This is a genomic window from Sphingobium sp. OAS761 (assembly GCF_024168485.1).
Taxonomy (GTDB): Bacteria; Pseudomonadota; Alphaproteobacteria; order Sphingomonadales; family Sphingomonadaceae; genus Sphingobium.
In genome coordinates this window covers 112,007-137,634 of record NZ_JALJVY010000013.1, presented here as the reverse complement: position 1 = coordinate 137,634, position 25,628 = coordinate 112,007, and the positions used below count along the sequence as shown (strand labels likewise).

The following is a 25,628-nucleotide window of genomic DNA, read 5'->3' as shown; positions in this document are numbered from 1 at the left end:
CGACTTGGCTTTGCTACTGCGATCCGGGCCTAAGTCCCGAACCACACGAGCCGCCGCCCACATGTCCCTTCATCAATCAACAATGTCAAAGAACCGCCAAACACAAATGAGAACACGATGCCCGCCCCGTTCCTTGCGTTCCGGGGGACCTCGTCCTGCTATGTCGGCGACCAATCGCAGCGAGAACCATGGGCGCCCACCGCGTCGGTGAAATGCCCTCTAAGTCCATCATATGAGTCGGTCAACACCTAAATGACCAAAAGATGCGGAAATGCCCGCAATCGCCGTGAAGCCGGTATTCCCGGACGATCTTCGCTCTGGCGGGCACCATGCGTGAGCCATACATTGCAGGGTCGGGAAGAACATGCTCCTTTTGGGCGACAGGCCTGTGCGCACAGATTCGGCCTACAGAAAGGATAGAGACACGGTGACGATCGCAAAGCCCCTGCTTCTTGCATTCCTGGCCGCCGGCGCGGCGCTTCCGGCATCCGCCGCCCCTGGCGCAACCGGCGACGCCGCCAAGGGCAAGCTGGTGTTCGCCCGCTGCGCCATGTGCCATGATGTGAAGCCCGGCGCGGTGAAGATGGGCCCGCCGCTCAACGGCCTGTTCGGGCGCACGTCGGGGGCGGTTGCCGGCTTCGCTTATTCGCCCGCCATGCAGAAGGCCAAGATCCGGTGGGACGCCAAGACGCTGGACGCCTTCCTCACCAAGCCGTCCGGCCTTGTCCCGGGCAACCGCATGGCCTTCGCCGGCGTACCGGCGGCGGCGGACCGCGCCAACCTGATCGCCTATCTGGCCGGCGCGACCAAATAGCGCCCGCGGCTAGAACGCGTCGGCCGGGAGCGCCATCAGCGGACCCGCGCCGGCGGCGATCGCCTCTGCCAGGCCGCGGCTCTGCGGCAGCACCCGCAGCGCGAAGAAGTCCGCGACCTGCCGCTTCGCCCCGTGCAGCGGTGCCTCTCCCGTCGCGGCGCCAGCCATGCGCGTCCACATCCAGCCGAAGCTGACCAGCGCGAACAGGCGCAGATAGTCGACTGCCGCCGCTCCGACCGCGTCGCTGTCCGCCCCGCCCAGTGCAGCCGTCGCCTCGCGCAGCAGGTCCAGCGCCTCGCGCGTCCGCAGCGATACCGGCAGATCGGGCACGGCGTCCAGGTCCGCCGCAATCAGGTCGAAGAAGCCCGTGGCCACCGATCCGCCGCCCAGAGGCAGCTTGCGGCCTACCAGGTCCATCGCCTGCACCCCGTTCGTGCCCTCGTAAATCTGCGCGATCCTCGCGTCGCGGACATATTGCTCCATCCCCCATTCGCGGATGTAGCCATGCCCGCCGAACACCTGCTGCGCATCGACGGCGCCTTCGAAGCCGAGATCGGTGAACGCCGCCTTCACGACCGGCGTCAGCAGCGCCACCAACGCGTCGGCCTTTGCCCGCTCGGCGGCGTCGGGATGGTGACGCGCCCGGTCCAGTTGCAGCGCGGTCCAGCCGGCCAGTGCCCGCCCCGCCTCCACGAAGGCGCGAGTCTTCAGCAGCATCCGGCGCACGTCGGCATGGTCGATGATCGGCACCGGCCCGCGCGCGCCGTCGGCGCTGCGCCCCTGAAGCCGATCCTTCGCATAGGCGGCCGCCTGCTGATAGGCGGCGCCCGCGATCCCCAGCCCCTGGATGCCGACCATCAACCGTTCGGCATTCATCATGGTGAACATGGCGGCAAGCCCGCGGTGCGCCTCGCCGACCAGCCAGCCCGTCGCCCCGTCATAATTCATGACGCAGGTGGGTTGCGCGTGAATGCCCATCTTCTTTTCCAGCGCGCCCACCGACATCGCATTGCGGGCGCCATCGGGCAGCAGCTTGGGAACGAGGAACAGGCTGATGCCCTTCACACCGGGCGGCGCATCGGGCAGGCGGGCCAGCACCAGATGGACGATGTTGGGCGCCAGGTCATGATCGCCGGAGGAAATGAAAATCTTCTGCCCGGTCACGGCGTAACTGCCGTCGCCCCTGGCCTCCGCCCGCGTCTTAAGCAGGGCCAGGTCGGTTCCCGCGCCGCTTTCGGTCAGCGCCATCGCGCCGGTCCACGCCCCGCTCACCAGCGGCGGGAGGTAGAGCGCCTTCAATTCGTCGCTCGCATGGGCTGCGATCGCTTCGGTGGCACCGCGCGTCAGGCCGGGGAAAAGCCCGAAGGACAGGTTGGCGGCCGACAGCATCTCGTCCAGCCAGAGCTGGAGGATGAAGGGCAGCCCCTGTCCGCCATGGGCCGGATCGGCGGCGAGCGCAGGCCAGCCGGCACCGGCGAAAGCGCCATAGGCCTCCGCGAAGCCCGGCGGCGTAACGACCGCGCCGTCGACCAGTCGGCTGCCCTGCTCGTCCCCCTCGCGATTGAGCGGATGCAATTGTTCGGCGCAGAATTTCCCAGCCTCGTCCAGCACCGCCACCGCCAGATCGGCGTCCACGTCCCGGCCCATTTCGGCCATGGCGGCATCGAAACCCAGCACTTCGTTCAAAAGAAAACGGTAATCGTCGATCGGGGGGGAATAATTCTGCATCGCGGCACCTCTCCCAACGTCATATACCAAACACTTGTTACAGTATCAACCCGGGTGCAATCGCCGCCTGTCGTGTCGGAATATCCGGGCTATCTGCCCGGCGATCTCGCGCGGGGAAAGGCGCCCGGGCCGATACCAGTCCGCAGCCGAATTGAGCTGCGTCAGCAGCAGGTTGCGATACAGGGACCGGTCGATTTCCGGCGGCAGGGGCAGCGCATCGACCAGTACGCGGAAAAGATTCTCGAAATCGTCACGCCGTTCGATCAGCGCGGCCCGGACCCGGTCGGGCACTTCGCGAAAATCGTTCATCATCGGCGTGGTGAGCGAATCGGGTGCAAGCTGGACCTCCAGCAGCGCGGCAATGGCCGCTTCCAGCCGCGCCCATGGGTCGGTTTCCGCTGCGACCGCCGCCATGATCCGGGCCTCCGCGCCGTCCAGCGCGCCGTGATGCAGTTCGACGAACAGCGCATCCTTGGACCGGATATGATGATAGAGCGACCCGCCCAGCACGCCCGCCGCATCGCCGATGTCCCGCATCGACGTGCCGCGATAGCCCTTGCGCGCGAACAGGCGCGCGGCGATCTCCAATATCTGCCGGCGGCGCGCGCCCGCGCCTTCCGTCTCGACCGTCCTGTCCTGCGCTGCCCTGTTCATGGCAGGCGACTAGCACGAAACGGCCGGGCAAATCATCCCGCCTGTCCCTTTCCGTCGCTCGTCCGTCGCATTAGGATCGCCGTCATGACCCATGATATTGCCGATCTGATCGATCCCCTCGTCGCGTTTCGCCGGGACATCCATGCGCATCCCGAACTGGGCTTCGACGAAAGGCGCACCGCCGGACGCATTGCCGAACGGCTGCGCGCGCTGGGTCTGGAGGTCCATGAAGGCGTCGGCCGGACGGGTGTGGTGGGCGTTCTGCGCCATGGCGGGTCGGCTCGCAGCATCGGGCTGCGCGCGGACATGGACGCCCTGCCCATCGAGGAACGCACCAACCTGCCCTATGCCAGCCGCACGCCCGGCAGCTTCCATGGCTGCGGCCATGACGGCCATGTGGCCATGCTGCTGGGCGCGGCGGAGCAACTGGCGCGAACGCGTGCTTTCCACGGAACGGTCCATTTTTTCTTCCAGCCCGCCGAGGAAGGGCTGGGCGGCGCGCGGGAAATGGTGAAGGAGGGTTTGTTCGAACGGTTCCCGTGCGACCGGGTGTTCGCGCTGCATAACTGGCCGGATCTTCCCGCCGGCACCATCGCCACCCGACCCGGACCGATCATGGCGGCGGCCGACCGGTTCGACATCCTGCTGGAAGGGCGCGGCGGCCATGCTGCGATGCCGCAGGACACGCCCGACGCGATCCTGGCCGCGGCGCTGCTGGTGACGCAGCTCAACAGCATTGTGTCGCGCCGGATCGTGCCGACCGGGTCCGCCGTGCTGTCGGTGACGCAGATCCATGGCGGCGATACTCATAATGTCCTGCCCGCAACAGTCGCGATCACCGGTACGGTCCGCAGTTTCGACGCTGACGTGCAGGACCGGATCGAAGCGGCCATCCGGCAGATCGCGGCGGGCGTCGCGGCGACGGACGGGCTTGCCGCACAGGTGGATTATCACCGCAATTACCCCGCGACGGTGAACGATGCCGACGCGGCACAGGAGGCGCTCGACGCCGCCGCAACGGTCGGCACCGCGCTCCTTGCGCCCGATCCGGCGCTGACGTCCGAGGATTTCGCCTATATGCTCCATGCCTGCAAGGGCGCCTATATCTGGCTGGGTCAGGGGCGGGCGGAAGGAACGGTGCCGCTTCACAACCCCCATTATGACTTCAACGACGACGTGCTGGCGCTGGGCGTGCGGCTGCACGTCGCGCTGGTCGAGCGTCATCTGGCCTGAGCGCGCGGGCGCCGGGCGCTTTCCTACAGGCGCGTCGCCATGCTATCGTCGCGCCCGGCTCTTTCCCACCGTTCGCTTTCCCGTCCCGCGCCGCCCGTGGTTCCCGCGCGGCGCGACTTTGCAAAAAATCTCCTATTGCGAAATCGTCGCCGGAGGTCCGTATGCATGCACGCGCGATGCCTGCAACTGTGTTAACTTCGCAACCCAGCTCATGCTTGCGAAATCGTCGCGACGGCGTTTCGGTGCTGCTGACGCGACCCCGCGCCGGGCGTCAGAACCAGAAGCGCGCACCCATGACCAGGCTGGTGGCCGAGACCCCGTCCCCGTCCGCCCGGGCCATGCGGGCCGTGCCGCCGACCTTGCGCTCCCAATTGACGCCCACATAGGGCGCGAATTCACGGACGATCTCGTATCGCAGCCTCAGGCCCAGTTCCACCGTCGACAGGCCGGCTCCGATGCCGAGTTCCGGCACTGTCTGCGCGGCGATATTCACCTCGGCGGCGGGCTGGAGGATCAGCCGCTGCGTTATGCGCTGGTCGTAGCTGCCTTCCAGCCGCAGATGGGCTTCGCCCTTGTCGGACAGAAAGGCCTGTGCCTCCAGTTCGAAGAAATAGGGCGCCAGCCCCTCTATGCCGATGGTCGCATAGCTGCGCTGCGGCTGCGGGCGAATGTCGTGCCGCACACCAGCCAGCAGGTTCCACCAGGGATTGATCGCGCGGCTGTAGAGCAGCTGCACCTCCGCGCGCTCCAGCGATCCGTCCACCTGCCCTTCGCCTTCGGACTTCACGGCCAGGCGATCGATGTCACCGCCGATCCATCCCTCACCTTCCCAATGATAGCCGTCCGCCCCCTTGCCGGCGCGATATTCGGCACGGTCTATCATCAGTTGCGAAAAGGCCATGCCGCCATTTTCCCTCCGCAGCGCAGCGCGGGCGCGCGCCATCCGTGCCGGGTCGTAAAGGGCGTCGGCGGCATGGTCCGTCGGGATGGGCGGCGGCGTTCCCGCCCGGATCGTCGGAGGCGCGCCGGGCATGGCATGGCCGGCATGGGCCCCCGCGGCCGACGTGGGGAGTGGCATGGTATGGACACCATGGTCCATCGCGCCGTGATCCATCGGCGCCGGATCATCCTGCGCGCGGGCGGTCGCCGGCACCGCCAGCATCAGCGCGACCAGGGCCGCGCGGATCATGCCGCCCCTGCGTCGTGGCGCACGGTGACGACACGCATCATCCCGGCATGCATGTGCAGCAGCATGTGGCAGTGAAACGCCCAGTCACCCAGCGCGTCGGCGGTCAGATCGAAACTGACCTTGCCCCCCGGCAGCACGTTCACCGTATGCTTGCGCGGATTGTAGCCCGGCTCGCCCGTCACCAGCTCGAAGAAATGGCCGTGCAGGTGGATGGGATGCGGCATCATCGTATCGTTGATCAGCGTGACGCGCACCCGCTCCATGTGGCGGAATGGAATGGGATCGGCGCCGTCCGAAAGCTTCACCCCGTCGAACGACCACATATAGCGTTCCATATTGGCGGTCAGGTGGATGTCGAGCGCGCGGGTCGGCGCGCGCTTGTCGGGATTGGGTTCCAGCGATCGCAGGTCCGCATAGGTCAGCACCCGGTGATCGACATGCTCCAGACCGGTCGGGCGGTCGGCAGTCCGGTCGGCGGGCATCGGCGACAATGTCGCGACGCCGGGACCGAGCGGCACCGTGGGCGCGGCCGCCTGGTCCCGCATCTTCATGCTGTGCCCTCCCATTTGGGACGGCCCTTCCATCGGCGCCATGTGGCCATGGTCCATCCCGGCCATGGCACCCATGCCTGCCATGTCCATGCCCATGTCCTTCATGCCGAGCAGCGGGCGTTGCCGCAGCGCGGGCACCGGCGCGACCATTCCGGCATTGGGAGCCAATGTGGCGCGCACCAGGCCGGACCGGTCGATCGCTTCGGCGATCAGGCCATAAGCCCTGGCCTCCGGCGGCGCGACGATCATGTCGTAGGTTTCGGCGATGCCGATCTGGAATTCGTCCGTTTCCACCGGTGCGACATTCTGTCCGTCGCATGCCACCACGGTCATCGGCAGGCCGGGCAACCGGACATTGAAATTCGTCATGGCGGACGCATTGATGATGCGCAGCCGCACCCGCTCGCCGGGGCGGAACAGGCCGGTCCAGTTTTCCGCCGTGCCATGGCCGTTCACCAGATAGCTGTAGGTCGCGCCGGTGACGTCCGAAATGTCGGTCGGGTCCATCCGCATCGCGCCCCAGTCGATCCGGTCCCTGAGCGGCTGGTCCTTGCCCGCCAGCAGCCCCGCCAGGGTCTGACGCTGCATGTTGTAATAGCCACCCGTCTGCTTCAACCGGGTCAGCAGCATATGGGGGTGCACGGGGCTCCAGTCGGCCAGCACGATCACATGTTCGCGCTCACTCGCCACCGCATCGGGCCCGGCCGGATCGATCACGATCGGACCATAATGGCCCATCGCCTCCTGCATTCCGGAATGGCTGTGATACCAATAGGTGCCCGACTGCCGGACCGGGAATTCATATGTGAAACGCTCGCCCGGCGCGATGCCCGGGAAACTGATGCCTGGCACGCCGTCCATCTGGAACGGCACGATCAGGCCGTGCCAGTGGATCGAGCTATCCTCGCGCAGGCTGTTATGCACCGTCAACCGGACGGTCTGGCCTTCCTTCAGGCGAACCAGCGGCGCCGGGATGGACCCGTTGATACCGATCGCATGCCACGACCGCCCGCCGGTCGAGAAATGAACATCGCCGATATGCAGCATGATGTCGTTGCCCGACACCGTTTCCCCGCCCCGGACAAGACCGGCCGTTCCGCTGCGCGCCCAGGCGGGGCAGGCGGTGGCCAGCGGCAGGGCAAGGGCGGATGTGATCAGGGTACGGCGGTCAACGATCGGAAGAGGCATGGCGCTTCTTATTGTGGAACACGACGCATGCGAAGCCTTGTCGGGTGCTGATAGGGACAGGCGTCATGATCGCTCCACGGCAATGTCCCGCTGCGCGTCCTGCAACCCGGCCGTATTGAACGGCCGAATAGCGCAAAGCATGGCGACCCAGTGCCGTTGCAGCAACGTCCGTTCCCGGTCCCGTTCGGCCAACTGATGGGTGTCGCGCCGAAAGCGCTCCATCATTTCCGCAAGTTCCGCCATGCCGGCGTTGGACAATTTCAGCAGTTCGGACGCGTAGACCGCATCGGGCGCGGCGAAGTCCATTGCCAGGAACTGCTGCTTCATGTGCTTTTCGAACAGCGTGCGCATCGGCGCCTTGCGAAAGATCAGCGTACGATCGACCAGCGGGCGGATGCGGCCGTCGCGCAGTCGGTCGATCAGCGCCAGCCGTTCCAGCCGGGCCAGCGCCGCATCCAGTTCCGACCGGGGCAGGAAAAAATCCTCCGACAACTCGCATGGAGAGGCCCCGGCAAGCAGCGCCATGAACAGCAGGGACAGGAAGGCGTCGGCCGACAGCGCCCGCTCCTGCGCCAGCGTGAGTTCGCGCACGAGCCCCGATCGCGACAATTCCGCCTCCCGCGCCAGTTCCGCGATGGTCATTCCGCACAATCCCGCCAGGCGATCCAACCGGTCGAGCGACAGGGAACGGCCCGCGATCCAGCGCTTCACCGTCGCCTCGCTTACCCCCAGCTCCCCCGACAGGCGCGTCGCGGTCCAGCCGTCGCTGCGCAGATGGCGACGCAGAACGGCGAGCATCGCCGTACCAGAGGAATCGGATCGCATGATGATCCGATTGATCACAGAAGATGATCCGATTCTCAAGGCCCGACTTCGGAAGACTGGCTGCTTGGGGTAGCATCGCGCGATCACAGCCCCCGGCGCAGGCACGGGCAGGCCCCTTAGGAGAGGGACAGCAATGGACGATATGTTGATCAGGAACGGCACCGTTGTCGATGGCACCGGCGCGCCCGCATTCGCCGCAGACGTGCGTGTGCGCGACGGACGGATCGCGCAGGTCGGCCCCGGCCTGGAGGAGCAGGGCGAACGCGTGTTCGACGCCAGCGGATGCCATGTTACCCCCGGCTTCATCGAAAGCCACACCCATTATGACGGGACGATGTGGTGGCAGCCGGACCTCGATCCGCTGCCCGGCTATGGCGCGACGACGATGATCCTTGGCAACTGCGGCTTTTCCGCCGCGCCGCTGCACAAATATATGCCGGCGCAACGCGAAATGATCGGCATCTTTTCCTTTTTCGAGGATATCCCGCAGGAACCGTTCTTGCAGAACCTGCCCTGGGACTGGAACAGCTGGTCGGAATATCGCGCGTCGGTCGAACGGAACGTGCGGGTGCCGCTCAATTATGCCGCCTATGTCGGCCATATCGCCATCCGCCTTGCGGCGATGGGCATAGAGGCATGGGATCGGGAAGCCACACCGGACGAAATCGCGCGCATGGCCGAACTGCTGGATGACGCGCTGGCTGCGGGTGCGCTCGGCATGTCCGACAATATGCACGATCATGACGGCCAGGACCGCCCGGTTCCGACGCTCAGGGCGAACGATGCCGAGTTCGAGGCCCTGTTCGACGTGATGGAGCGCTACCCCGATTGCTGCTACCAGGTGATCGTCGACACTTTCATGCGGATGACAGGCCCTGCCAACCTGGAACGCCTGTCACGCCTGCTGTCCGGGCGCAGAATCCGCGTGCAGATCGCGGGCGCGGTGCCGACGCTGGAATTCCAGAAGGGCATATTGCCGGCGATGCAGGACAGCCTGCGCAAGATGCGGGACGCCGATGTCGATGTGTGGCCCGGCTTTGCCCATGTCTCGCCCACCTCGACGCTCAGCCTCGTCAAATCGCTGATCTTCGCCCAGTCCAACGATTATGTCTGGCACGAAGTCGTGCTGGCCGACGACCATGCCGAAAAGGCGCGGCTGCTGGCCGACCCGGACTGGCGCGCCCGCGCCCGCGACAGCTGGGATACCCAGGCATGGGACCATTCGCCGCTCAAAAATCCGCAGGACCTCCACCTGCTGGACAGCGAAAATGGTGCCGGCCCGCTCAACGTCACGCTCAAGGATTATGCCGACACTTTGGGGCTGCACCGGTCCGATGCCATGGCCGAATGGATATTGCGCAACGGGACACGCTCCACCGTCCACATGGCGCCCTTCCCCAAGGACGAGGCGCTGACCATCGAACTGATGCGCGACCCCAGGACGGTCGGCAATATTTCCGATGCCGGCGCGCATTTGCAGATGCTGTGCGGCGGCGGCGAGAATGCGCTGCTGCTCACCCAATATGTGCGCGACGAAAGGAAGATCAGCATCGAGGAAGCCGTGCATGTCATGACCGGAAAGCTGGCGGCCCATTTCAATCTGGCCGATCGCGGCGTGATCGCCGTTGGCCGCAAAGCCGACATCGCGGTGTTCAACCTGGAGGAGATCCAGAGGCAGGCGATGGAAAAGGCGTTCGACGTGCCCGACGGCAAGGGCGGCATGACCTGGCGTTTCACGCGCAAGCCCATGCCGACGCGGCTGACGCTGGTGAACGGCGTCCCGACTTTCGAAAACGGCGCCTACACCGGTGCGAAGCCCGGACGCTTCCTGTCGCCGGCGATCGACGCCGACAAGGTCGCGATCGCGGCGGAATAGAGAAATGCCACGCGCTGCACCGTCCGGCGCCGATACACGCCGGTCCCATTGTGATCAGGAAGGATGCTTGAGATGAACGAAGCCAGAATCGGCGAAGCCGACCGCGCCTATTTCAACGGCGCCATAAAGATGGTGACGACGGACAGTTCCGTGCTCGTCAGTTCGTCCCGCTATCTCAACCACGCCCCGCTCCGTGCATTGATCGCGCAGGAAATGCTGCGCCGGAACGGCGCGGACATGCCCAATACGGCCTATATTCCCGAAGTCGCACAGATTTTTCACGAACTGGAGGACATGCCGCGCATCATCGAGCTGTTCGAAATGGAAAAGGCACGGCTGCCACTGTTTCGCCAATGGCTGGACGACCGGAACCTGTCGAATTTCACCATCACTGAACTCGACCATTGCGCGCCGGGTACGCTGGGGGCGGCGATCCGCGACTTCATGGTCCATTCGGGCTATCAGCTCGATCTGTTTTTCCAGGAAGTGCAGGTCGTCAACGATTTCACCTTCTATCTGCGCCAGACTGCGCTGACCCATGACATCGAGCATATGGTTACGGGGTTTGGCCCCAATCATGGCGGTGAAATCGCCCTGCTCACCGCGAACATGCACGCCAAGGCCCGCTATTTCCATCCGGAACTGTTCGCCTTTTTCACCCGCATCGCCTTCTATCTGAAAGCCAAGACGATCATGAAGGACGGGCTGCATTATCCGCAGGCGATGGTGGTCAATCTGGAGGCCGAATATCGCGGCGCGGAGCAGGGCCGAAACTGGAAATACCCGCTGATGCTGGTCGACTGGCGCGCCCATGTCGACCGTCAGATCAGCGAGATACGCGCAGAGCTAGGCATCACGCCGGTGGAGGAAGGCCTGTGGCTCGACACCAACCGGCTCTGCAACGAGGACGATCCCGATTATGGCAGGCCCGCGCTTCAGGCTGCCGAATAATTCTCCCGGCGGACCCGCCCCCCGGGTTCCCGGCTTCCTGCCCCGCCGTCCAGATGATCCGGACGGCGGGGTCTTCAAGGCCCGATGCCCAGGATCGACGGCAAATCCGATGCTAGAAGATCATGCCGTGGGTGGGAATAACCGGCACATTGGTCCAACGACCCTCCAGCGTTCTATACCAGCCGCCGGCGGCCAGGGCGCCGCCGTCGATGTTCAGCGAAGCCCCGGTCATCCATGAGGCCATCGGGCTGGCGAGAAAGGCTATGCCGTTCGCTATGTCATCCGGCGTGCCGAAACGGCCGAGCGGGATCCATTCGCGGGCGCCGTCGGCATGTTCGGGCTTGAGATACTGCGACATGGGCACCTGAGCCGTTTCGGTCGTTTCCGGCGCGACCAGATTGACGCGTATGCCCTCCGGACCCAGTTCGAGCGCCAGGCTTTTGGTAAATCCCACCAGCCCGGTCTTGAAAGCGCTGTAGACGCTGTTGTTGGGAATGCCGCGAAACCCCTCGATGGAAGAAACGCTGACGATGCTGGAGCCGGGTGCCCGGCGGCGAAGCCGCGGGATCATCGCCCGCGTCATGCGGAATATTTGCAGCATGTTGACGGCATAAAGCTGGTCGATCTCCTCGTCCGAAATGCGCTCGAACGGCTTCACATGGCCCAGGAAATCGCCGACATTGTTGACCAGCACGTCCAGCCCGTCGCCGCGCCCGTCGACCGCATCCGCCAGACGGGCGATGTCCCCGGCAACCGTGACGTCGCCATGCAGGACGACATGGCCATCGCCCAGCGACTGGCGCAACGCATCGGCCCGCGCCGCGTCCCGCTCGATGGCGATCACAGAGGCCCCGCCCCCGGCGAAGAGACAGCAGGCCGCGCGGCCGATACCTTCGCCGCCGCCCGTTACCAGCACAGCCTTTCCGGTAAAATCCAGCATCACCGCTCTCCCTGCCATTGCATTGTCCCGGCCCGGCCGGAAACATTTTCCGGGGAACATGCCGTCGACCGGGAGGGACGACAAGCCCGGAACACCGATCGCGTGGCCGACGTAAACGACCCTAATCCAAATGGATGATGCGACGCGTCCGGCGTTTCGCGATGGTGACGCAAACGGAGAGGAGCAGTCGGGCATGGAGAGCATGCTGCAGAATCTGGCCGACCAGGCCATGATTCGCCGGACGGCCGAATTATATGCGCAGGGGGCCGACAGGCGTGACAAGGCGTCCTGGCGCGCCGTCATGACCGAGGATTATCTGCTGGAAGGCCCCGGTTTCACGACGCGCGGACGCGATGCCAACCTGAAGTCGATCGACCTGTTGGAGCGGATGTTCCGCAGCACCCAGCACCGCATCCATCAGGTCATTGCGACAATCGACGGTGACCGGGCCAGTGGCGAAACCTATTGCACCGCCGACCATCTGCTGCGCGACAGCGACGCCATCCTGATTTGGGCGATCCGCTATCAGGACGAATGGCGGCGCGAGGCGGACGGGCAATGGCGCTTTGCCCATCGCCGGCTGATCGTCGACTGGCAGGAAACACGTCCCGTTTTGCTCGAAGGTTCGCCATGACGATGCTGACCAACAGGACCGCGTTCGTCACCGGGGCATCGGGCGCCATCGCAACCGCCTGCGCCATCGCATTGGCGGCGGACGGGGCCAGGCTGGCGCTGATGGCCCGGCGCGCGGACGCGCTGGACGAAGCCCGCGCCGCGATCAGGGATGCCGTGCCGGACGCGCAGATCACCCCCATCCTGGGCGACTGCGGCGACGAAGCCGCCGTCAAGGCCGCGATCGGGCAGGCGCACGGCATCGCCGACCGGCTTGACATTGCGCTGGCGACGGTGGGCGGCGGCGGCTTTGTGCCCTTCATGATGCTGCAATCGGACATGATAAGGGAAACGCTGGAAACCAACCTGCTGAGCGCCTTCTTCGTCATACGCCACGCTGTCCCGCTGATGGCCAAAGGCGGATCGATCGTCTGCACATCGTCCAGTTCCGCGACGCTGACCTTTCCCTATCTGAGCGCCTATCACATCGCCAAGTCCGCACTCGAGGGCATGGTGCGCGCCGCGGCCGACGAGCTGGGCGGGACGGGAATCCGTATCAACGCGGTCCGCCCCGGTCTGACGCGCGCACGCGGAACCGCCGGACTCGTCGAACGCCCGGAAGTGCTGGATCAATTTCTCGATGATTTCCCGCTGCGTCGGGTCGGCGAACCGGATGACATTGCCCGTGCCGTGCGCTTTCTGGCCGGGCCGGAAAGCGGATGGATTACGGGCGAATGCCTGTCGGTCGACGGCGGCAATCATCTGCGCGGCAGTCCGGATCTGACCCCGATGGTCGAAGCAATATATGGAAAGCCACGGGTGGATAAGGCCCGGGCGGGAAAGGATGATGGCGAATGAAGGTCCTTATTGTTGGCGGCACCGGTGCGTTGGGCGGACACGCCGCCGCACATCTGAAGGCTCGCGGGCACAGCGTTTCCGTTGCCGGCCGCAAGCCGCCGGTCCCCGGCACGCCGATGGCAGACATGTCCTTCCTGCAGGGCGACTATGTTGCGGGAGATTTCACCGCCGATCGGCTGGAAGGCTTTGACTGGATCGTGTTCGCGGCCGGCAACGATCCGCGCCATGTTCCCCGCGGCGCCGATTGGGACGCGTTTCTGCAAAAGGCCAATCACGACGCCGTGCCTGCCTTCTTCGCCGCCTGCCGGGAAGGCGGCGTCAAGCGCGCAATCCAGTTGGGCAGTTTCTATCCGCAAGCGGCGCCCGAACTGCTGGCGCACAACAGCTATATCCGGTCCCGCCTCGCCGCGTGCGAAGGCGCCAGGGCGCAGGCCGCGCCGGGTTTCGACGTGATCAGCGTCAACGCCCCTTTCATGTGCGGCACGGTACCCGGTCTGCCCAGCCCCATCTTCGAACCCTATGTGCAGTGGGCGGAAGGCCGCCTGCCGATCGGGGCCTATGCGCCGCCGGGTGGCACGAACATCATGTCCTATCGATCGCTGTCCGAAGCGATCGAGGGCGCCCTGCTGCGCGGAGAGCCCGGAAAGGCCTATCTGGTCGGCGACGAGACGCTGGCATGGCGGGATTATTTCCAGCTTTTCTTCGACGCGGTCGGCAGCGACGTTCGGGTCGAAACCCGCGACCAGGAATTGCCCCTGTTGCCGGACCCTGCGATCCCGCAGGGTCGCGGCAACTGGATACGGTATGAACCCGACGCGGCGGAGGTGGCGCTGCTCGACTATCGCCGCAACGACATCAAGGCCGCTGTCGCGCAGGTGGCCGCCCAGTTCGGCACGCCGCGCTGACCCCGCCCCCTGTCCAGACAAGACTTGCACCCTCGCAACGGATGCGCAGAAGGCGGACGGCGCATCCGGTCAGGCCGAAGGGATGGCTTCGGGCGTAACCCAGTCTATTTCTGCGGACAGGATATAATCCTCTATATTGTGGGGGCCGGCGCGGCTTTCGTCGTTCGAATAGAGCCCGGTTTCCGCATCATAGTCGGTCCGGCTCACCCGCTTGCGATCGGGGTCGGCATAATAGCGCGCCGATCCAGCGGCAAAATCGGGATGGCTGACCGCCCAGTTCAATATGCCGTTTCGCTCATCGAGCAGGGCAAAGGGGATGGTGAATCCGTTCTGCTGGCGGACACGCGCTATTTCCCGCCACACGGCCAGAAAGGCCTCCTTCTGGTCAGGGCGAAAGCGATAGCGCTTGAATTGCGTGGCGGACGTTACCGGCATGGCGTTCATTCCTGGCTCCGGCGCGCAAGTTCGGCGACATCTACCCTGTCCAGCAGGCGCAGAATCCCGGCGCGGCTTTCGGGTTCGGCGAGATCCGGAAAATGCCCGACATCGGGGACCTCCACCCTCTCCAGCGCAGGCAGCGCGGCGGTCGAAACACCATTGCGCTGGACCACCGTGCCACTCAATATGGTCGCTACATAACCTTCGGCATCCTGCGTCACCCGCCGGCCGCCTTCTGGCAGGTCGTGCAGGACATGGGGCTCGCGCAGGCGCAGCCGGTCGAAATCGATCAGGTTGACGTCGGCCTTATATCCCGGCCGTAACAGCCCGCGGTCGGCCAGACCCATCGTCCGCGCCGGAATATCGCTCAGACCCCGCACCACATCAGCCAGCGAAAGGCGCCCGCCCCGCACGCGATCGCGCGCCCAATAGTGCAGCAGATGCGTCGGCAGGCTGGCGTCGCACAGAAACCCCAGATGGGCGCCCCCGTCTCCCAAGCCAAAAACGGTGTGGGGATGCGACAGCATGGCAAGCGACGGTTCCAGATTGCCGTAGGCGGAATTGACGCTCGGCAACATCAGCACGCCGCGCCCGCCATGCGCCAACATCGCATCATAAGCCTCTGCCCCCGGCGCACGATCGCGAACGGAGAATCGATATAGTCGCGGCAGCAATGCGGCGGCTCTGTCACATGCGAATCGGCAGAGATGATACCGGCAGGAAGATCGACATCCATGCCTAGGGCGCCGGCATCATTCAGGGTTTCCAGAATCGGATTGACAATAGCGGTCGCCATGAACGCTGCATCCTCTCTCTCTATCAACCGAACGGTTGCATATCGTTCAACGTGACGCGGGAAATTGCGTGATGCAAGTCTCCGCTGCAAGCAAGCAGTCCCGAGCTTCAGCCGGTCTGGCGCGCCGCTGCATGACGCCCGGCACGACGCCCAGAAAATACGCAGTCCGCCACCGCCAGTCCGCTGACGTAAAGATTGGAACACAGGCCGATCGCAGTCCGGCCGGCAGCGAACAGGCCCTTGACCGCGCTGCCGTCGCCACGCAGGACCTGACCGCTGTCCTCCGCAACCTTGAGGCCTCCCAATGTCATGCAGGGCAGCGGCGCATATTTTGCGGTGATGGACTGATCCACGGCATAAAAGGGCCCCTGTTCGAAGGCATGCAGTTCGTCGCCTTCCTTGCCATAAGGGTCCCGGCCTTGTCCGCGCGCGGCGCTGTTATATTCAGCGACCGTCTGCGCGAATATGGCCGGATCGAAACCCATCTTGCGCGCCAGCGCGTCGAGCGTGCCAGCTTTTTTGCGTCCGAAACGCATCGCCAGCATCGCGGGATAGCGCTGGAACGCGAGGATTTCGGGATGGCGAACCTGCGCCCGCGCGGCCTTTACCAGAGCGGCGTCCAGGATCAGCCAGCCGACTCCGGCATGGCCTTCCACCATGGCACTGCCGATCGCGGCGCCATAATGGGTTTCATTGACGAAACGCGCGCCAGTGGCATCGACCAGCATCCCACGGGCCCAGGCAGACGGCGGATTGAGAAACCGCCACGCGCTGCAATGGTCCAGCCGGTCCACGTCGCCGCCCACGCTCTGGCCCAGCAGCATGCCCGCACCGGTATCGCCCGCCGTACCTTGCGGCATGCCCTTGATATAGGCCGGGGCATGATCGGCGATCATCTGGCGGTTGTATATGAAGCCGCCGGTGGACAGGATGACGCCGCCTCGTGCCCGCACGCTGATACGGCGGCGCGCCCTGCGTTCGATGGCATCGGCCCGGCGCATCAGCCGGGCACCGCGCGCGCGCGTCAGGGTCGCTCCCGGATAGGCGGGCGGCAACAGGCGCGTCCAGAATTCACTACGCCGCACCAGCTTGGCATAGGCTTCGGAATCACGTCCGTCCGGCGGCATGTGGTCGGCTTCGACACCGACGACCGCACCCGACGCGTCGACGATCAGGCGCGCGACTTCCGTCCGGCGCAGGACAGTCGCGCCGAGCCGCTCGGCCGATGCCTCCAGCGGAAAATACAGTCCTGCGCCATAGCCTTCCGCCGATTTGGTGGGCGGCAGGAACGCGCGATGGCCACGCGCGGCGGGCCGGGCGAGATGACGATAGGGCGCGGCCAGCGAACTGTCCGAATGATAAAGATAATAGCTGGTATGCGGATAGGATGTCTTGCCGGGATACAGCTTGCCTGAAAAGCGCACGCCATGATGCGTCATCCATTCGGCGTCCGCGGCGCTGCCCGCGCAGAAACGGCGCAGGACGTCGTCGCTGACCACGCCCTGGGTTTCTTCGCGAAGATAGGCGAACATCTCTTCCGCGCTGTCGTCGACGCCGGCCTCGCGCTGGGCCGCGGTCCCGCCCCCCGCATAGAATATCCCGCCATTGACCGCCGTCGATCCCCCGCCGCCGAAACGCTCTAGCGCAATCACGCTCGCCCCGTCCTCCAGCGCCTGGATTGCCGCGCACACGCCTGCTCCGCCAAGACCGACGACCAGCACGTCAGCCTCCATGTCCCAGTGGATGGCCTCGTCCTGCGCAAGGCGGCGGGCGGTTTCGATGCCGGCGACGGCGTCCTGCGCCGGCCCCTCACGACCGGATTCCACGGTATCGGGCATGGTAATGGTCCTCTCTCCAAATCGCCCCGTCAGGGGCAGGCAGGCGCCTCCCTGCCGACAGCCCAGTCCAGTGCACCGGCGATCATCGCCCGCATCGCCGGCTCGTCATAGCTTTCGGCCCGATGACCCATCGCGGTGTAGAATACGCGCCCTTTCCCGGCGCAGCGCCACCAGGCGATGGGATGGTCGGAGCCCATCGACAGGTCGCGCCCGAAAATCTTGCGGTTCGCCAGCGAGGCTTCGTCCAGCACTGCGAGAACATGCACGTCATGCCGGGGCGAGCGTTGGAAATGATACCATTCGTCGGTCCGGCTCAATCGTGCGGGAAGTGTGCGGGTCGCGGGGTGGGACCGGTCCTCGAAGCGGACCAGGCCGGGTTGAAACTGGGGATTCATGGGGTGACCGACAAAGGCTGCCCCGATCACACGCTCCCGATACCAGGGCCACGGAATGCTGCCGTCCCCAGCCGCATGGAGGCCGACGAAGCTGCCGCCCGATTCCATCCATGCGCGCAGCGCCGCCTGCTGTGCCGGGGTGAAGATGTCGCCGGTCGCATTGTTGAACATAATCGCGTCGAAATGCGACAGGATGGACGGTTCGAACGCCGCGCCATTTTCGGTGACGAACACCGACCAGCCGCGCCGCGCCGCGATAGCGCGAACCAGTTCGTTCGCTGCCGGAATCGCCTCGACGTGGCGAAAAGCGTTGGTTTTGGAAAAAACAAGGATGGCCGGCCGGTGCAACCCGGCGGGCAAGGCCGGGGCAACGGTGTCATGATCATGATAGCCCCCCAGCGCCGTCTGCCGGATCAGGTCCCAGTTGAGTGCGACGCCGATTCCCGCCAGCAGGAGCAGAGCTGCCATTATCCAGCTCGTGATGCGCAGGATGCGACCGAACATACCGCGCCTATTGCCGCTGTGAATGGATGTTGCCGCCATCCACCAGTATCTGCGATGCCGTGATGTAGCTCGCCTCGTTCGACAGCAGGAAACGGATCACCCGGCCCAGTTCTTCCGGCAGGCCGTAACGGCCGAGCAAAATCCGCCGTTCGAAATGGCCCGGCAGATGCGCCTTGGTGTTGGCCATGATCGGCGTGTCGATCTGGCCGGGGCTCACGCTGTTGATGCGAACCCCGTCGAATGCCAGTTCGTCGGCCATCGACCGGACCAGCGAAATAATGGCACCCTTGGCCGCGCTGTATATGGGGATCGTGCCATTACCCAGCGTCGCATTGATCGAGGCGATGGCAACGATGGCGCTGCCCGGATTGGCGCGCAGGTCCTCGCGGAATGCCTGGGTTATGAGCAGCAGGGCGCGCGCATGAAGCCCCAGCCCCGCATCCCAATTGTCCGGTGTCACGCCATCGATGCCTGTCACTTCGGCGGTGCCGGCGCCGTGCACGATGCCCCCGACGGTGCCCAATGCCTCGCGCGTCGCGATGGCGGCCGGGGCAACCGCCTGCGAATTGCGCAGATCGACGGCCAGGCCCGCCGTGCGGACGCCATAGCGGTCGGCGATGATGCGGGCCGCGCCTTCGGCGCCCTCTGCATTGATGTCCCACAATGCGACCGGTCGGCCGACTGCGGCCAGCGCGTGGGCGGTTGCAAGTCCGATGCCGGATGCACCGCCGGTGATGACGACGCCGGTTTCCGGCAGTCCCAGTTGCGATGCGAAATCCGCGCCATTGTCATGCACCGTCATCGACCGACTCCTTCGCTGTCCGCCTGTTCCAAATCGGTATAGGCCGCCGCGATAAGATCAGGACGCATCCCGCCGTTGAGCCAGGACGGCCAATATTGCGCGAGATACAGCAGGAAAAAATCATTGCCGGGGTCCATCCAGCACGCCGTTCCCGCCGAGCCCGGCCAGCCGAACACGCCCGCCGGCACGTCCCCGGGCCAATCGAACATGCCGTCCGTACGTTTTCCCGGCACCAGGGAAACCGACATTCCCGCCCCGAAGCCGATGCCCGACAGCGTCTGCCCGATGGGAAGGTCGCAATGAGCGACAGTATCGGGCAACAGGTTCGACCGTGCAAGCCGAACCGTTTCCGGGCGCAGCACCCGTACCTCGTCGAGCGCGCCCTCGTTCAGCAACATCGCCGCGAAACGCGCATAATCATGGGCTGTCGATACCAGGCCGCCGCCGCCCGCGGGATAATATGGGAGCGCATAGCGGCTGCGCGCCGGGTCGTCGGCCAGTGTCCACATCGCCCCCTTCTTTTCGGGCAGGTCCGCGAAGCGGGCAACCTGATCCGGCCTGATGGAAAAGCCGGTGTCGACCATCCCGAGAGGATCGAACAGACGCGTCCTGAGAAAGGTTTCGAACGGCATCCCGGATGCGGTTTCGACGACGAGCCCCAATATGTCGAGCGCGACGCTGTAATCGAACCGGGTGCCGGGATCGGCCGCGAGCGGAAGCGTCGCCAGACGCGCGCCCAGTTCGGCGAGCGACGTCGGCGTTGGCAAATCTCCGGGCCCCGCCACACGCTCACGCGTGCCCGGCGCGATGCCGTGCTTCAAGTAAAGCGCCCCCAGGGTCATGCTGGCCATGCCGAAACCGGCGCTATGGGTCAGCAGGTGGCGGATCGTGATCGGGCGCGCGGCAGGCCGGGTGACGGCCGGATCGTCGCCCTCCACCACGCGCATGTCCGCGAAAGCGGGCAATATATCGTGGAGCGGCTGATCGAGCGCGATCCGGCCATCCTCGATCAAGATCATCGCGCCGATGCCGGTGATGGGCTTGGTCTGCGAGAATATGCGGAAAATCGAACGCTCGTCGACGGCTACATTGCTGCTGAAACCCAATGTCCCTGCCGCCTCGTACTGGACCCGGCCATCGCGCCCGCCCCATGCAAGGATGGCGCCGGGCACGACGCCCTCATTGACGAAGCCGCGCATCGCCGCGACGGTTCGCGGCAGGTTCCTGTCCATGATTGCTGCCTCCGGCATTTCCAACCTCCTTCCGTCCTGCCGATCGACGCCGGCTTCAGGGTGCGGGCGGTCAAATCTCCGCCACTCAATCCATCTTTCAGCGCGGTGCCATACGGATCGCACCGTCCAATCGGACTACATCGCCATTGAGCATGGAATTGGCGACGATGCTCTCGACCAATTGCGCATATTCTTCCGGCCGGCCAAGACGCGAGGGATGCGGAACCTGCGTTCCCAGCGAATCGCGCGCCGCCTGCGGCAGGCCCATCATCATCGGCGTCAGGAAGATGCCGGGCGCAATCGTCATGACGCGAATCCGGTGCTGGGCCAGGTCGCGCGCCACCGGCAACGTCAGGCCGACAACCCCGCCCTTCGACGCGGCATAGGCCGCCTGCCCGATCTGACCGTCATAGGCCGCGACCGAAGCGGTGTTGACGATCACGCCGGCCTCCTCGCCATCGATGTTCGCCGCGATCAGGCGTGCGGCAAATTGCGAAAGGACATTGAATGTGCCGACAAGGTTGATCTCGACAGCCTTGCGGAATGCGTCGAGCGGATGCGGGGTGCCATCCTTGGCGACGACACGGATCGCAGGCGCGATGCCCGCGCAGTTGACCAGAATGCGCGCAGGGCCATGGCTTTCTTGCGCGGCGGCAAGTCCTCCGTCGACCGAGTCCGCGCTGGTCACGTCCACCCTGTGAAAACTGCCGCCGATGCGCCGCGCCACCGGTTCGCCCGCTTCCGCATTCAGGTCGAACAGCGCGACCTTCGCCCCGCCCTCGGCCAGTCTTTCGGCCGTTGCGCTGCCAAGCCCGGATGCGCCGCCGGTCACGATCACGGGAACGTCCCTGATTTCCATTCCTGTCCTCTCCACCCGGCGCGCCGGCATCGGGTGGCCACCGCTTTAGCGACCGCCTAACTCATGTGGTGGGCGAGGTGAACCCGGAAAGCAAAATCGCCCGAAAATAACAGCGTATGTTGCTTCCCTGATCGGGGGGCGCTTTCAATTCAGCGGGTTTTTTCCGACACCGCCATGATGTGATCATCATGGCCGGGGAAAACATAGTCGAATTCGAGCACCAGCCCCTCGCCCAGCGGCCCATCCACGATCATGTCCGTCTCGCAAAAGGCCTGCACGCCGTAGCGACCGTGCGTGTATCGGGTCACACCCCGGTATAGGGGCGAGATATCGAGGCGAGCATCGATAGCCGCATCACCAGGCAGCGCGCGGTTGACGAGGAACTTCAGTCGCCCGGCAAAGCGCGGGTCGCTCGCTTCCAGAGCCTTGAACGCTTCGAACCGTTCTTCCAGATAGTCGAGCGAATCGAACAGGAAGCCTACATGGAAATTATGCTCCGGATCGCTGGCCTGTGCCGCGCGATAGGCGGCCACCGCAGGATGTTCGTCGCGCGCGCCGTAGCGCAAGCCGTCACGCGCGGCGTTTATCAGTGCAGCGGTAGCGGCGGGCAGCGGGCTGAGATAGACGATATTGTCGGGCCGGTTGATCGCATGGACGTTCGCCGTAAAGCGGTAGAAAGTGCCTCCTTGGGGAAGCGCCAATTCCTGCGTGCGGACAAGGCCGGCAGCCTCCAGCAGCAAGGCAGCGGCCGGGCCGTCCGTCGCCTCGGGATAGTGCAAATTGACGTGGCTGATGGTCTGAACCACCTGCGTGCGATCGATACGCTCGCTCATCCTTCGTCCTCTCCTCATCGAATGACGCGGCACCAAGCTGTCTTGCAATGGCGCCTGACGCGCCTTGACGCAGGTCAAAACGGCAAAAGGTTCGAGAAAACGCGTATCAATATTTCATATACACGACGCATTTATGGATAAGTCTGCAACTATTATGGCATAATGCGTTTTCATTTCTCCTATTCCGCATCCATTTTGATTCCCGTCAAATCTCTGCCGGACATCCTGCTGCAAAAGGGTGTCACAACGGAAACAGGAGAGTCGCATGGAAATTGCGGCATTGGCCTACAGCGTCATAACTGCGTGCGACCCCCGCGATTGGAAACGGTTCGGCGAGGATATTGCCGGGTTTTCGGCGCACGAGCTTCCCGGCGGCGTCGCCCTACGTATCGATGAGCGCGCTGGCCGGCTATTCGTCATACCCGGCTCAACGGACGGCTATTTCGCCAGCGGCTGGGAAGTGCGCACCCAGGGCCAGTTTCAGCAGGCTCTGACCCGGCTGACATCGCTGGGCGTCGCATTCACCCCCGCAACCGCCGCCGAACGCGCGCTGCGCCATGTCACCGACATGGTCTGGTTCATCGACCCGTCGGGCAACCGGCACGAGCTGAGTTACGGCTTCGTCAGCAGCTTCAAGCCCTTCGTCTCGCCGAACGGGACGCGGTTCGTAACGGAGGATCTGGGCTATGGCCATGCCGTGCTGCCCGCCCCAAAGATCGCGGAGACGCGCGCCTTCCTGGCAGACACGCTTGGCCTTGCCGTGTCCGATTTCATGATCCACCGCCCGCTTGGCGAAGGCGGACCGGAAATGCGGATCGATTTCCTCCATTGCGCCAATGGCCGCCACCACAGCCTGGCCCTGTTCGAGGGCGAGGTGCCGTCGGGCTGCGTCCATTTGATGGTGGAGGTCGGATCAATCGATGAGGTCGGCCACGCCTATGACCGGATGCTTGCCGCCGGAGCGCGCCTGATGGCGACGCTGGGACGGCACACCAACGATCATATGATCAGCTTCTACGTCCAGACGCCGGGCGGCTTCGCGCTGGAATATGGTTGCGGCGGCAAGGTGATCGACTGGGACCGTCACACCGTCTTCGAAAGCAGCTCCGCCAGCCTGTGGGGCCATGATTTCAGCGTCGGCTTCGGCGCCGATGAAAAGGTGCAACTGGCCGACGCGGCCTGAGACAAGAGGGAGAGGCACGATGACGATCGCCACCGCATTGAAACGGCCGACAACGGCCGGACTGGTCGAACAGGCCGCGCGCCTGGTGCCGGTTCTGCGCGAGCGCGCCGCCGAATGCGAAGCGGGTAACAAGGTGCCCGCCGACACAATCCGCGATTTCCAGGACGCGGGCTTCTTCAAGATTCTCCAGCCGACCCGCTATGGCGGTTATGAAATGGACGTTGAAACCTTCTATCAGGTTCAGATGAAGGTTGCAGAAGGCTGCATGTCGTCAGCCTGGGTGCTTGGCGTCGTAGCCGTGCACAACTGGCAACTGGCGCTGTTCGCGCCGCAAGCGCAAGAGGATGTGTGGGGCGAGGATCCGTCCACCCTCATCTCCTCTTCCTACATGCCGCGCGCGCAAGTGACGCCGGTCGAAGGTGGCTATCGTATCACCGGACGCTGGGGATTTTCCAGCGGCGTCGATCATTGCGACTGGGCGTTCCTGGGCGGTCTGGTGAAAGACCCCGAAACGGGCGAGCCCGATTTCTGGACCTTCCTCGTCCCTCGCGGCGATTTTCAGGTGCTGCCGATCTGGAACACCATCGGTCTGGGCGGCACGGGCAGCCATGACGTGACGGTCGACGACGCCTTCGTCCCGGCCTATCGCACGCACCGTTCGAAAGATGGCTTTGCCGCCACCAATCCGGGCGCGAAGGTCAATCCCGGCGCGCTCTACAAGCTGCCCTTCGGTCAGGTGTTCGTGCGGGCCGTGTCCTCCTCGTCCATCGGGGCATTGCAGGGCGCGCTCGACCTGTTTCTCGAGATCGGCGCGCGCCGCGTCAGCAACAATAGCGGTGCCAGCGCGACGGGCGATCCCGACGTGCAGATGCTGATCGCGGAAACCCAGTCGGCAATAGACGAGATGAAGACGATGCTGTTCCGCAATTTCGCCCATCTCAACGACCGCGCGCGTCGTGGCGAACAGGCCGACCTGGAAACGCGCCTGCGCTTCCGCTTCCAGTCGGCGCAGATTGCGACGCGCTGCTGCGAACTGATCAGCCGCATCTATTATTCGGGCGGCGCCGACGGCATCTATCGCGGCAATCCGATCGCGCGGGCGTTCTGCGACATCCACACCGGGCGGACGCACGTCGCCAACAATCCCAACAGCGTCGGCCGCAATTACGGCAAGGTCGCGCTGGGCCAGCCCAACACCGACAGCTTCATCTGAACCGGCGGACACAGGAGAGACATCATGGCGACAACGGCTGAATATGGCCTGGGCCCGCTGGCCTTCCCACGTGGATGGTTCATGGTGGCAGTCGCGGACGACGTCACCCGACAGCCCCAGCCCATCCGCTTCTTCGGGAAGGAAATGGCGCTGTATCGCGGAAAGAGTGGCCGTGTCGTGCTGCTCGACGCCTATTGCCCGCACATGCGCGTCAACATCGCCCGCAACACGACGTCCTATGTCGTGCGCGACGGCCATCAGGTGGAGGGCGATTCGATTCGCTGTCCTGCCCATGGCTGGCGCTTCAACCCCGATGGCGAATGCGACGACATCCCCTATTCCACACACAAAATTCCCAAGGCCGCGTGCATCAAGTCGCACAAGGTGGAGGAAAAGGCCGGCTGCATCTGGATGTGGCACGACATGGAAGGCGGCGCGCCCGATTATGACCTGCCCGACTTCGCCGAATGGGACATGACCGGCGATGGCTGGGTGCGGTGGACGGTCGACAGTCTTGGTACCCTGCCTATCCATCCCCAGGAAATCGTCGACAACATGACCGACTACGCGCATTTCATGCCGGTCCACGGATCGACCGGGAATGTCTATTTCGAAAATGAATTCGAAGCACATATCATGCGCCAGCGTTTCGCATCGGGCCACCGCACATTGGTGGACAGCAGCGCGATGCTGCAAACCGACACCTGGTATACCGGGCCCGGCATCCTGCTCTCCCACATGGCAGGCAAGCATCCTTCACTGATGATGATCTGCAACACACCGGTCGATGACGGCGAAGTGCGGGTGTGGTTCGCCGTGATGGCGAAGACCGCCGAAGATCACGAGCCGACCGCGGAGGAAAAGGCTATGGCCCGCGCCTATCATGAAGCAGGGCTGGCGGCCTTCTCGCAAGATTTCGAACTGTGGAAATATAAGGAACCGGCGATCACCATCCTCCAGATCCAGGATGACGGCCCGTTCCACAAGGAGCGGCAATGGTATCGCCAATTCTACAACCCCCGCACGAGGGTGGCGGAATTGCAAGCGCGGGTGAACGGAATTTGCACGACGCTCGACAAAAGGGCCGACGCCCCGTTGGTGCCGGCGTAACTGCATATATCCGTTTCCACTGACTATTGCGGGGCGGGCGCTGTCAGACGCCCGCCCTTTGGTCCCTGCACTCATGGGCCCATCCGTTTTCCGCTGATTTT

General features: G+C 64.6%; 24 protein-coding genes. 10 read left to right on the top strand and 14 right to left on the bottom strand.

Annotation, left to right across the window (positions count from 1 at the left end):
- Positions 1–460: 460 nt before the first annotated feature.
- The gene (locus tag J3E64_RS17350; protein WP_253344303.1) at positions 461–814 is read left to right on the top strand and encodes a cytochrome c family protein; all 354 of its coding nucleotides are present in this window, start codon (positions 461–463) and stop codon (positions 812–814) included.
- A 9-nt stretch (positions 815–823) separates the two neighbouring features.
- On the opposite strand, the gene J3E64_RS17345 is transcribed toward J3E64_RS17350, so the two are convergent.
- Together J3E64_RS17345 and J3E64_RS17340 are read right to left on the bottom strand one after the other, a co-directional pair.
- The gene (locus J3E64_RS17345; RefSeq protein WP_253344300.1) at positions 824–2,542 is read right to left on the bottom strand and encodes an acyl-CoA dehydrogenase; all 1,719 of its coding nucleotides are present in this window, start codon (positions 2,540–2,542) and stop codon (positions 824–826) included.
- A 45-nt stretch (positions 2,543–2,587) separates the two neighbouring features.
- The gene (locus J3E64_RS17340) at positions 2,588–3,196 is read right to left on the bottom strand and encodes a TetR/AcrR family transcriptional regulator (protein ID WP_253344299.1); all 609 of its coding nucleotides are present in this window, start codon (positions 3,194–3,196) and stop codon (positions 2,588–2,590) included.
- Positions 3,197–3,280: 84 nt separating this feature from the next.
- On the opposite strand from J3E64_RS17340, the gene J3E64_RS17335 reads away from it, so the two are divergent.
- Positions 3,281–4,429 (top strand): M20 aminoacylase family protein, encoded by a 1,149-nt coding sequence (locus tag J3E64_RS17335; RefSeq protein WP_253344298.1) that lies wholly within the window; start codon positions 3,281–3,283, stop codon positions 4,427–4,429.
- Positions 4,430–4,700: 271 nt separating this feature from the next.
- On the opposite strand, the gene J3E64_RS17330 is transcribed toward J3E64_RS17335, so the two are convergent.
- The 3 genes from J3E64_RS17330 to J3E64_RS17320 form a co-directional block, all read right to left on the bottom strand.
- The gene (locus J3E64_RS17330) at positions 4,701–5,618 is read right to left on the bottom strand and encodes a copper resistance protein B (protein ID WP_253344297.1); all 918 of its coding nucleotides are present in this window, start codon (positions 5,616–5,618) and stop codon (positions 4,701–4,703) included.
- Positions 5,615–7,357 (bottom strand): copper resistance system multicopper oxidase, encoded by a 1,743-nt coding sequence (locus J3E64_RS17325; protein WP_253344296.1) that lies wholly within the window; start codon positions 7,355–7,357, stop codon positions 5,615–5,617. The genes J3E64_RS17330 and J3E64_RS17325 overlap by 4 nt, the downstream gene beginning before the upstream one ends.
- Before the next feature lie 63 nt (positions 7,358–7,420).
- A complete protein-coding gene (locus J3E64_RS17320) occupies positions 7,421–8,182 on the bottom strand; it encodes a helix-turn-helix domain-containing protein (RefSeq protein WP_253344295.1) in 762 nt (253 codons plus the stop codon).
- A gap of 133 nt (positions 8,183–8,315) precedes the next feature.
- Between J3E64_RS17320 and J3E64_RS17315 the strand changes: the two genes are divergently transcribed.
- On the top strand, positions 8,316–10,058 hold the full coding sequence (locus J3E64_RS17315) for an amidohydrolase family protein (protein ID WP_253344294.1): 1,743 nt from the start codon (positions 8,316–8,318) through the stop codon (positions 10,056–10,058).
- 72 nt (positions 10,059–10,130) lie between these two features.
- Positions 10,131–11,009, top strand: coding sequence for a Coq4 family protein (locus tag J3E64_RS17310; protein WP_253344293.1), 879 nt, complete (start codon positions 10,131–10,133; stop codon positions 11,007–11,009).
- 112 nt (positions 11,010–11,121) lie between these two features.
- Here J3E64_RS17310 and J3E64_RS17305 read toward each other — a convergent pair whose 3' ends face one another.
- A complete protein-coding gene (locus J3E64_RS17305; RefSeq protein WP_253344292.1) occupies positions 11,122–11,949 on the bottom strand; it encodes an SDR family NAD(P)-dependent oxidoreductase in 828 nt (275 codons plus the stop codon).
- Positions 11,950–12,142: 193 nt separating this feature from the next.
- On the opposite strand from J3E64_RS17305, the gene J3E64_RS17300 reads away from it, so the two are divergent.
- The 3 genes from J3E64_RS17300 to J3E64_RS17290 are packed head-to-tail and all read left to right on the top strand — an operon-like array spanning position 12,143 to position 14,324.
- Positions 12,143–12,583, top strand: a complete 441-nt coding sequence (locus J3E64_RS17300; protein ID WP_253344291.1) for a nuclear transport factor 2 family protein — start codon at positions 12,143–12,145, stop codon at positions 12,581–12,583.
- On the top strand, positions 12,580–13,419 hold the full coding sequence (locus tag J3E64_RS17295; RefSeq protein WP_253344290.1) for an SDR family NAD(P)-dependent oxidoreductase: 840 nt from the start codon (positions 12,580–12,582) through the stop codon (positions 13,417–13,419). Before J3E64_RS17300 ends, J3E64_RS17295 begins: the two co-directional genes overlap by 4 nt.
- A complete protein-coding gene (locus J3E64_RS17290) occupies positions 13,416–14,324 on the top strand; it encodes an NAD(P)-dependent oxidoreductase (protein ID WP_253344289.1) in 909 nt (302 codons plus the stop codon). Before J3E64_RS17295 ends, J3E64_RS17290 begins: the two co-directional genes overlap by 4 nt.
- A gap of 69 nt (positions 14,325–14,393) precedes the next feature.
- Here J3E64_RS17290 and J3E64_RS17285 read toward each other — a convergent pair whose 3' ends face one another.
- The 8 genes from J3E64_RS17285 to J3E64_RS17250 form a co-directional block, all read right to left on the bottom strand.
- A complete protein-coding gene (locus J3E64_RS17285; protein WP_253344288.1) occupies positions 14,394–14,768 on the bottom strand; it encodes an SMP-30/gluconolactonase/LRE family protein in 375 nt (124 codons plus the stop codon).
- Positions 14,765–15,370 (bottom strand): amidohydrolase family protein, encoded by a 606-nt coding sequence (locus J3E64_RS17280; protein WP_253344287.1) that lies wholly within the window; start codon positions 15,368–15,370, stop codon positions 14,765–14,767. Before J3E64_RS17280 ends, J3E64_RS17285 begins: the two co-directional genes overlap by 4 nt.
- 295 nt (positions 15,371–15,665) lie before the next feature.
- Positions 15,666–17,396 (bottom strand): FAD-binding protein, encoded by a 1,731-nt coding sequence (locus tag J3E64_RS17275; protein WP_253344286.1) that lies wholly within the window; start codon positions 17,394–17,396, stop codon positions 15,666–15,668.
- Positions 17,397–17,425: 29 nt separating this feature from the next.
- Entirely contained in the window at positions 17,426–18,259 is an 834-nt protein-coding gene (locus J3E64_RS17270; RefSeq protein WP_253344285.1) for a ThuA domain-containing protein, read from the bottom strand.
- A 43-nt stretch (positions 18,260–18,302) separates the two neighbouring features.
- Entirely contained in the window at positions 18,303–19,097 is a 795-nt protein-coding gene (locus J3E64_RS17265) for an SDR family NAD(P)-dependent oxidoreductase (RefSeq protein ID WP_253344284.1), read from the bottom strand.
- The gene (locus tag J3E64_RS17260; RefSeq protein WP_253344283.1) at positions 19,094–20,347 is read right to left on the bottom strand and encodes a serine hydrolase; all 1,254 of its coding nucleotides are present in this window, start codon (positions 20,345–20,347) and stop codon (positions 19,094–19,096) included. Before J3E64_RS17260 ends, J3E64_RS17265 begins: the two co-directional genes overlap by 4 nt.
- A gap of 79 nt (positions 20,348–20,426) precedes the next feature.
- Positions 20,427–21,188, bottom strand: a complete 762-nt coding sequence (locus tag J3E64_RS17255) for an SDR family NAD(P)-dependent oxidoreductase (protein WP_253344282.1) — start codon at positions 21,186–21,188, stop codon at positions 20,427–20,429.
- 149 nt (positions 21,189–21,337) lie between these two features.
- Positions 21,338–22,021, bottom strand: a complete 684-nt coding sequence (locus J3E64_RS17250) for a hypothetical protein (RefSeq protein ID WP_253344281.1) — start codon at positions 22,019–22,021, stop codon at positions 21,338–21,340.
- A gap of 265 nt (positions 22,022–22,286) precedes the next feature.
- On the opposite strand from J3E64_RS17250, the gene J3E64_RS17245 reads away from it, so the two are divergent.
- Genes J3E64_RS17245 through J3E64_RS17235 form a run of 3 tightly spaced genes read left to right on the top strand, consistent with a single transcriptional unit; the run spans position 22,287 to position 25,527 of the window.
- A complete protein-coding gene (locus tag J3E64_RS17245; protein ID WP_253344280.1) occupies positions 22,287–23,204 on the top strand; it encodes a VOC family protein in 918 nt (305 codons plus the stop codon).
- Between the two features lie 19 nt (positions 23,205–23,223).
- Complete coding sequence (locus J3E64_RS17240; protein ID WP_253344279.1) at positions 23,224–24,417, top strand: flavin-dependent monooxygenase; 1,194 nt, start codon at positions 23,224–23,226, stop codon at positions 24,415–24,417.
- 24 nt (positions 24,418–24,441) lie between these two features.
- The gene (locus tag J3E64_RS17235; RefSeq protein WP_253344278.1) at positions 24,442–25,527 is read left to right on the top strand and encodes a Rieske 2Fe-2S domain-containing protein; all 1,086 of its coding nucleotides are present in this window, start codon (positions 24,442–24,444) and stop codon (positions 25,525–25,527) included.
- Positions 25,528–25,628: the final 101 nt, after the last annotated feature.